Annotated in this window: 5 protein-coding genes and 2 pseudogenes; all 7 read right to left on the minus strand. The window is 67.8% G+C overall.

The genetic code is table 11. The annotated features are described in order from the left end of the window. Window positions 1-44: 44 nt before the first annotated feature. Window positions 45-992, minus strand: a complete 948-nt coding sequence (locus tag ACYQ1Z_RS15495) for a DUF6454 family protein (protein WP_459793437.1) — start codon at window positions 990-992, stop codon at window positions 45-47. Between the two features lie 82 nt (window positions 993-1,074). Continuing rightward, a complete protein-coding gene (locus tag ACYQ1Z_RS15500) occupies window positions 1,075-2,148 on the minus strand; it encodes a glycerophosphodiester phosphodiesterase (protein ID WP_459793438.1) in 1,074 nt (357 codons plus the stop codon). Window positions 2,149-2,218: 70 nt separating this feature from the next. Then, window positions 2,219-3,154 (minus strand): phosphodiester glycosidase family protein, encoded by a 936-nt coding sequence (locus tag ACYQ1Z_RS15505; protein WP_459793439.1) that lies wholly within the window; start codon window positions 3,152-3,154, stop codon window positions 2,219-2,221. Window positions 3,155-3,415: 261 nt separating this feature from the next. Then, a pseudogene (locus ACYQ1Z_RS15510) lies at window positions 3,416-3,622 on the minus strand (SPOR domain-containing protein); the annotation flags it as partial. Between the two features lie 432 nt (window positions 3,623-4,054). After that, window positions 4,055-5,323, minus strand: a complete 1,269-nt coding sequence (locus ACYQ1Z_RS15515; protein ID WP_459793440.1) for an alkaline phosphatase family protein — start codon at window positions 5,321-5,323, stop codon at window positions 4,055-4,057. After that, window positions 5,320-6,981, minus strand: coding sequence for an alkaline phosphatase D family protein (locus tag ACYQ1Z_RS15520; RefSeq protein ID WP_459793441.1), 1,662 nt, complete (start codon window positions 6,979-6,981; stop codon window positions 5,320-5,322). The genes ACYQ1Z_RS15515 and ACYQ1Z_RS15520 overlap by 4 nt, the downstream gene beginning before the upstream one ends. Window positions 6,982-7,145: 164 nt before the next feature. After that, window positions 7,146-7,835 (minus strand): annotated as a pseudogene (locus tag ACYQ1Z_RS15525) (maleylpyruvate isomerase family mycothiol-dependent enzyme); the annotation flags it as partial. Window positions 7,836-7,907 lie beyond the last annotated feature (72 nt).

Genomic DNA, 7,907 nt, shown 5'->3' on the forward strand with positions numbered 1-7,907 from the left:
ACACGGACCCGGCAAAGCGCTTCGCGTATTGCGGTATCTCCTGCTCAGGGGCGCGCTTCGAAGACGAACAGTTCGGTGCCGGCGATTTCCTCGCCGTCGTCGGGGGCGGCGAACAGGCGCAGCACGTCCCCGTCGGATTCCAGGGCGACCGGGTTTCGGGTCATGGAGTGGCCGGCGGTGGAGAACTTCTGGAATGGGACTTCGTGAGCGATCTTTCCGTCGGAGAGGTCGGTCAGGGCGAGGCCACCGAGTTCGAATGGGTTTCCATCGGCGGTCTTGAGGCCGGTGACACCGGAGCATAGCTGGTGCCCGGCGCCGGCGTACTCGCAGTCCTGGTAGTCGATGAAGTGGCTGGGGTTGGCTTGGCTCCCCAGCAGCTTGCCCTGGCCATTCCAGGTGAACAGTTTGCGGGAGCCCCAGCTGACGCCGGTGATCCGGTTGGTTTTGCGGTCGGCGACGACTCCGCCAACATGGTCTGCCTGGCGGAACTGCTCCGTTACCTCATAGGTGTCGGGCTTGATGGTGTAGACGATTGAGCTGCTGTTGGGGCGGTATTCGGCCACGGGGACCCAAACATTCTCGCCGTCGAAGTCGGTGCCGCCGGGGTGGTAGATGCTGTCTTCGCCCAGGACGATGTCCTTCAGTAGCTTCCCCTGCCGGTCGATGACGAAGACGTGGCCGCGTCCTTTGCCGGTGGTGCGGTCGTAGCCGCCGACGGGCGAGGGGTAGCGCACCGTCGGTTCGAGGATTTCGACGCTGCTGAGGAAGATTTTGTCGCCGACCAGCGACATTCCTTGCGGGTGGAAGGTGGGGAAGTCCAGCTTGAGCTTCTGAACCTGGTCCCACTGGGTGTTGTGGTCCACTCTCGTGAAGGCTTCTGCCTCCGGCGTGAGGTCCTTGGGGGTTTGGCCGTTGTTGGCTACAGCAGCGGTGCCGGCAGTGAGGGTGGCTGCTGCGACTGCTGCGATGGCCAGGGCGCGCTTGATCGTCATGGTTGCTCCAGGTGTTTTGGTTTGGGCCCCGGGTTGGGACGCGTCCAACGTTGGCAAGGGCGGCGGCAGCACCAGGGTCTGGTCACTTCGCGCCGGGTTCCAGAATGTACTGCTTGGGCAGCTTCAGGGACCGCTCGGCCATGACCTCGCGGAGCCGGTCCGGGTAGTCGGTGATGATTCCGTCCACGCCGGCGTCCATCAGGGCGCGCATCGTGGGCTGGTCGTTGACGGTCCAGGGGATGACCTGCATGCCCTTGGCGTGCGCCCGATCGACCATGTCGGCGGTCACGTAGGGGACGTAGCCGGCGTCGGTGACCTTTCCGTTCTGCGGGTTTCCGTGGACGGGGGAGATGGCGTCGAAGCCGAGGAAGGCAGCGGCTTCGACGAGGTCACCGCCGAAGTCGTCCGAGTCGATGCCGCCCAGCCAGGGTGAGGCTCCGGGCTGGCCGGCCTGCAGGAAGTCCTTGTTGGTCAGGGCGACTGTGCGAAGGCCGGGCTCGCGTTCCTGCACGAGGCGGAGGGCACCCCAGTCAAAGCTTTGGATGGCTACGCGGTGTTCCATGTTGGCGGCCTTGATCTCACGGAGGGCGACGTCGACGAACTGCTCGCGCGGTGCGGTCTGCTCCGGAGCGCCGGCTTCGACCTTGGTTTCGATGTTGAACTTCACCTGGCTGGCCCGGTACTGCTTCGTGAGGTCGAAGACTTCAGCCAGGGTTGGCATCTTGGCGCCGGGGGATGCCTGCTGGCCGGGGTAGTTGGCCAGGGGCTGGGTGCCGCAGTCCAGGCTGCGGACCTGGTCGAAGGTGAGGTCCTTGATGTACTTGCCGACGTAGGGAAACTGGGGGTCTCCTGCCGTGACGGGGGCGGTGTCCTTACACTTGAGGCCGCTGATCTTGCGGTCATGGGTGACGACCTCGCGGCCGTCTTTGGTGATCTGCAGGTCCAGTTCGAGGGTGCTGACACCAACCTCCAGGCCCTTGGCGAAGGAGGCCAGGGTGGACTCGACGGTCAGGCCGAGGCCGCCGCGGTGCGCCTGAAGGTCAAAGTGGTTATCGGTGCCGTTGGGGTTGGTGTCCGCGGCCTGGGCGGGGAGGGTTGCTCCCATGGCGAGGCCGGCGGTGAGGGCAGCGGCGGTCAGCAGCTTGGTGTACTTCATTAGTGGTTCTCCAGAGTGGTGGGTTTTACGGGGATATCGGGGTCGGGTTGAGTGTTGGGTAGAGGCAGTTTCAGTTCCTGCGGCCCGGCAGGACGAGAAGGGCGTCGCCGACCGGGCGTTCACCGGTCGCGTCGGAGGGTGAGTTCAGGAGCTGGTTGCCCTGGATCATGGTGGTGGAGCCGCCGCCGTCGAGATTGAGGGCGTTGACCATGCCGAGGGAGCGGGCGACGTCGGCTGATTCCTTGATGCTCAGTCCCAGGCTGGTGGTTTGGCGGCCGTCGGCGGTGACCAGCAGGGTGCGGCCCTGGGCGTCGGCGCCGGCGATGGTGCGGGGGTTGCGTTTGTGGACCCAGCCGTAAAAGAAGCTGTTGCTGTCGCCGGTGCGGACCATGCCGTCGCGCTTGGCGGTGACGTTTAGCTGGCCGTTCTCGACCAGGGTGGGTCCGCCGTTGACAACGTCCGTAGTGGCGTGGGTCTTTAAGGTCTTTCCGGCTTCATCGGTCAGATCGGAGTTGATATTCAGCCTGGTACCCGGGGCAGCCAGGGTGGCGAGCTTGCCGGCGTCCGCCCCGATGGCCTGCAGGGTGTGGCCGCCGGCGGGAACAGCAGTGCCGCGCGTGTGGTTGACGGCAGTGACAGTGCCGTGGGCATCCAGGACGACCTCGAGCCCGGGACCGGCTGGGGTGGAGGGGCCAAATTCCGGCGTGAAGGCGACGATCTCGTCCGCGTCTGTGCAGGTGAAGTCGTGCAGCGGCAGGTCGGTCGGGCTGTCGTTGCTGCCGCCGCAGTTGCGGATCAGGCCCGGTACCCGGTTCAGGCCATCCAAGGGAAGTGTCACGCTGTTTCCCTGGCCGGTGACCGTGCCTTTCCAGCGAAGACGTGAGATGGAAGCGTTGTTCTTGTCGATGACCAGGGAGGGACGGTCGCCAACTGGTTCGCTGAGGATCTTACCGTCCTGCACCGCCGCGCCGGCAGGGTCGCCCGGGGCCCCTGCAGCGGGGTCCATCACAAAGTAGCCGCCGTTAGTCGCGGCCAGGGCCCCGGCTGCGGCAGCGAGGGAACTGGTGGTCTCCCGGTCCTGGAGATTCGGGCCAAAGGACGAGGTGAGGTCTCCGCGGAATTCCTTTGGATCGATGGTCAGTACCTGCAGGTTCCAAGGCCCGCGGTCATCCTCGCTGGAGCCGGCGTCGCCGTCCCAGCCGGTGTAGATCGCCGATGCCTTGTAACCTGCGGCTTTAATCTGATCGACGGTGGGGGAGCCGGCGGCTTTGGATCCGAACTGGCCGACGCGTACCCGGTAACCAAGATCCCCGCCGGCGTCGGCAAGCTGCGGTGAGCGGACGTGCTCGACCCGGGCGGAAAGGCCTGCCGCGTTCAGCTTGTCGGCAACGAGCTGGGCCTGGGCTTGGGGTGGAGAGGGCTGATGCGGGCGCGTCGGGGTCCGGTGAGGCCGACGGAACCGCCACTTCGGCAGTCCAGAAGAAGTCCTGGTTGGGAGTGCCGCGGGTGATGGTGGTCCGGGTCAGGCCGGGAGCCAGTGTGGTCACGGTGCGCGTCTCGGGCAGGTCTGCTGCACCGAGGTCGAGGGGGGTGGAAGGGGCGGGGGCACCGGACTGCCGGGTGGGGATGCCGGGCGCCGCGGTGGATGCGCCTGCGGGGGCAAGGAAAGCAACCGGAAGGGACACCGCCAGGGCGGTGACAACCGATCGGCGGTGCCGGGCCGCGGCCGTGGTGAGGACGCGTTGGGCGTTGTGGGGCTCATTGTGGGGCCTCTTAAGGTTGGGTCTCAACAGGAACTCTGAAGTTACTTTTCAGTAGTTAACCGGACATGGCGGGGTGGTGAACTGCGGCTGTCACCAACTACCCCGCCACGGGTCGAAGGAACTCGCGCGTGGGGTGTGCTGCCTTAGCCCATGAAGGCTGTTGTCCTGGCGACGCCGTCATATCCCCCGGAGGGTGCCTTGAGCCCGTACAGGGCGCCGACGGTAGGAGCCACGTCCACCGTCCGCGCCGGGTCGGACGACGTTCGGCCGCGGACCACGCGGGGACTGCCGCCCGAGATGAAGAACGGGATGGGCTCGGTGGCGGGATGGCCGTGGTTCCCGGGAATAGGGTTCGAGACGATGTACGGGTCCGAGAACCGCCAGCCGGCACGGCAGAACGCCACCAGGTCCCCGGCCTCCGCCCCCAGCCGCAGCTCGGCAGGAGCGTGCACCGACAGCACGCCCGGGTGGGCCTGGACCAGGGCGCGTGCGGTCTGGAGCCCTGCCGCCTTCTGCTCCAAGGGGCCGGTCCAGTACAGCAGGTCCGCACCGCCGTTCTGGGCCACCGAGATGGAGGACCGGAGGTCCGGCCGGGCCTGGAGGATCAGGTCCACCGAGACCACATTCGTGGGCAGCGACCAGTCCATGGAGTGGTCCGCCAGGACCACCAGGACACTGGACTCCCACTTGCCTGTTCCAACCAGGTGGTCCACCAGGCGGCCCACCTGCAGGTCGGTATCCGCCAGGGCTGTGTTCCGCGCGGCCTGGAGGGTGGTCCCGGTCAGGTCGGAGTGCCCCAGCCGGTCAACATCGCCGAGGTTGGTGAATGTGACGTCCGGGTCCGGACCGCTGACGACGGCCAGCAGCGCGTCCATGGTTGCGGCGTCCGGAGCGTGCCCTGTCACCGGCAGCAGGGGGGAAGGCTCCCAGCGGTAGCTCGCCCGCGTGCCGAAGATGCCGTACAGGTACCGCTTGCTCAGGACGGAGGCCGTGGTGAGGCCGGAAGCGCGCAGGCGTTCAAGCAGTGTGGGAAAGCGGAGGTCCGTTTCGCGGTCCATGTCCCGTGCTGCCCTTTCGGCAGGGTCGAAGACCGAGTTGGCGGGGACCCCGGACCTGTCCGGGCGGACGCCGGTCATCATCATGACGTGGTTGGGGATTGTCTCCATCACCGGCAGCGACCTCGCGGCTGGGAAGTTTGTGCCTGTCGCCCGCAGCGCGGCGAGCCGCGGGGTCAGCCCGGGGGTGATCTCGTCCGGCCGGCAGCCGTCTATAACAAGAACATAGGTGCGGGTCCGGGCGGTGCCGGGATCCGCCGTCGGGCCGGCCCACGACGTGCCTGGCGCGGCTGAAAGGACGACGGCGGCACTTCCGGCGCCGGCGAGGCGCAGGAACTGGCGGCGGTCCGGGTTCACAGCACGCCGCCGGTGGCCGGGACGGCTTTGCCGGTGCCGGCACCGACTTTGAATGAGGTGGACAGCGTGGCCGCCGAGGCCTGCGCAGTCCGGTCGGCAAGGACGTACCAGTCCATCCGCACTCCTGCAGGGGTGACGTCCAGGACGGAGTAGCCGTGCGAGTCGAAGTCGAGGTACTTCACGTGGGGGTTGGCCGACCTGATGGCTGCCTCCACCGCCAGGGAGGAGGTCCGCGGGGGAGCATTCAATATGTCGTCGAGGTTGTCGCTGGTCACCGACGTGCAGACGAGTTCCGCCGCCACCGAGTCGCCCGTAGTGGGATAGGTCAGGGGGTCGGCGGGGAGGTCGCACGCCCACCCGGAGTGGATGTCGCCGGTGAGGAAGACGGTGTCCTTGACCCCCTGGTCCCGCAGGTGCCGGACCACCCGGCTCCGGTCCGCTTCATAGCCGTCCCACTGGTCCACGTTGTAGGGGACGCCGTCAATGGTGGTGCCGCCCATGAGCTTCTGGACCCCCGCCACCTCGGCCAGGCTGAGCGTGGACGGAACCCGGACGGGGGCAATCATCACGGGGTTGCCCACCAGCTTCCACTGCGGGCCGCCGGAGGTGAGGTTGCCCAGCAGCCAGTCCATCTGGGCAGCTCCGGTGATGGTCCGGTCCGGGCTGTCCACCGCAGGGCTGAGCCCGTTGGCGGCCTGCTGGCTACGGTAGGAGCGGAGGTCCAGCATGGACAGGCTTGCCAGCGAGCCGAAGTCCAGGCGCCGGTACAGCGGACCGCCCGGCTGGTAGCGCACGGGCATCCATTCCGCGTAGGCCTGGTTGGCGGCCGCGCGCCGTTCAGCCCACAGGCCTTCTGCGCTATCAGTGTGGTTCTCCGCCCCTGCGCTCCAGGCATCGTTGGCTGCCTCATGGTCGTCCCAGGTGACGATGAAGGGTGCGGCCGCGTGCAGGGCCTGCAGGTCCGCATCCGTCTTGTACTGCGCATGCCGGCGCCGGTAGTGGGAGAGGGTGGTCATCTCGACGGCGGGATCGTGCGGGCGTACCAGGACGTTCCTCGCCTGGTATTCCCCGGGTGCGTACTCGTAGAGGTAATCGCCGAGGTGGAGCACGGCGTCGAGGTCCCCGCGCCGGGCGAGGTGGCGGTAGGAGCTGAAGTAGCCCGCCTGGTAGTTGGCGCAGGAGACCACGCCGAAGCGAAGTTGGTCCACCGGGGCTCCGGCCGCAGGTGCGGTCTTGGTCCGGCCTGCGGCGGACACCGCGCGGCCCACGGAGAAGCGGTACCAGTATGGCGTGCCCGGCTGCAGTCGGCCGGCGACCACCTTTACGGTGTGGTCACGCTCCGGGCCGGTTTTTACCGAGCCCTTGGCTACAACCCTGCTGAAGGCGGGATCCGCGGCCACCTCCCAGTTCACGGTTGCGGCCGGGCCGAGTCCGGAGCCGGGTGTGGCTTCCGGGGCAGGGGTCACCCGGGTCCAGAGCACCACGCTGTCCGGGTGCGGATCACCGGAGGCAACTCCATGCGCGAACAGCGGATCAGCCGCCTGGGCCGGCTGGAAGGCGAGAGTCGCAGCTCCGGTTGCGACAGCGGCAAGACCGGCCGAACGGAGGACCTGGCGACGGGTGGGCGGGGAAGGGTACTGGCGGGTAACAAAAGGCATGTACTCCAGTATCGGCACCCGCCAACGTCAACAGCCCGCAGTTCGCCGAAGATTCACCGGAGGGGCGCCCAATGTTCTCGGCGGATGGTTGTTGTTCAATAATCTGCCGGGCTCGGGTTCCGTCCTCAGCGCCTGTCGACGGATCATCGCCGAAGCGTAAGGCTTCAGATCCACCTGGGTGGGGCGGGGACTCCCGGTGTTGAGGACGGTCCGGAGGCGGTGACTCCGGTGCTGCCCCGCCCTGCGGCCCATTGGACGACGGCGGGCAGGGGGCCGGTGACGATCGTCCGGTCGGCGCTGCCAGTGTCGCCGAACGCGCCTGCGATCCCATGCACCTTGATCTGCAGCCCCTCATCTGTGCCGCGTGTTTTCCACGCGCCGGTGATGTCCTTCAGTAACCGCTCAAGAACAGGGACAGGAATGTCGTTGAAGGTGGCGCCGTTGTCCAGGTCCACGGCGTGGATCCAGACTTCCCGGGTGCGCATCCAGGCTGTTTCCGAGGCTGGGACGGTGCGGCCCTGCGCGGTGCGGACCTCGTTGGCCCAGGAGGTGTCGGGCAGGTCGCGCCATTCGACGGACAGGTGCACGGCGGAGTGGTCGAAGAGGTTCCGCAGTGCGGTCGGGGAAAGGGTGGCGCCGAACTCGATCTCGTGATTGCGCGCCTCCGGCGAGGAGTACATCGGCGTCTCCACTCCTGTGGCCGCCCACTCGATGAGGCGGGCGATGGCCCTGGCGTTGTAGCCCACGTGCGCCACGATGTGGCGGCGGCTCCAGCCCGGAAGCAGCGAGGCCCCGTCCAGGTCCGCGTCGGTGAGTTCGTTCAGTTTGCGCGCGAAATACGCCGTGCCGCGCCGGGGGGGGGGGGGGGGGGGGGGGGGGGGGGGGGGGGGGGGGGGGGGGGGGGGGGGGGGGGGGGGGGGGGGGGG

Source organism: Arthrobacter sp. AD-310, assembly GCF_054656615.1.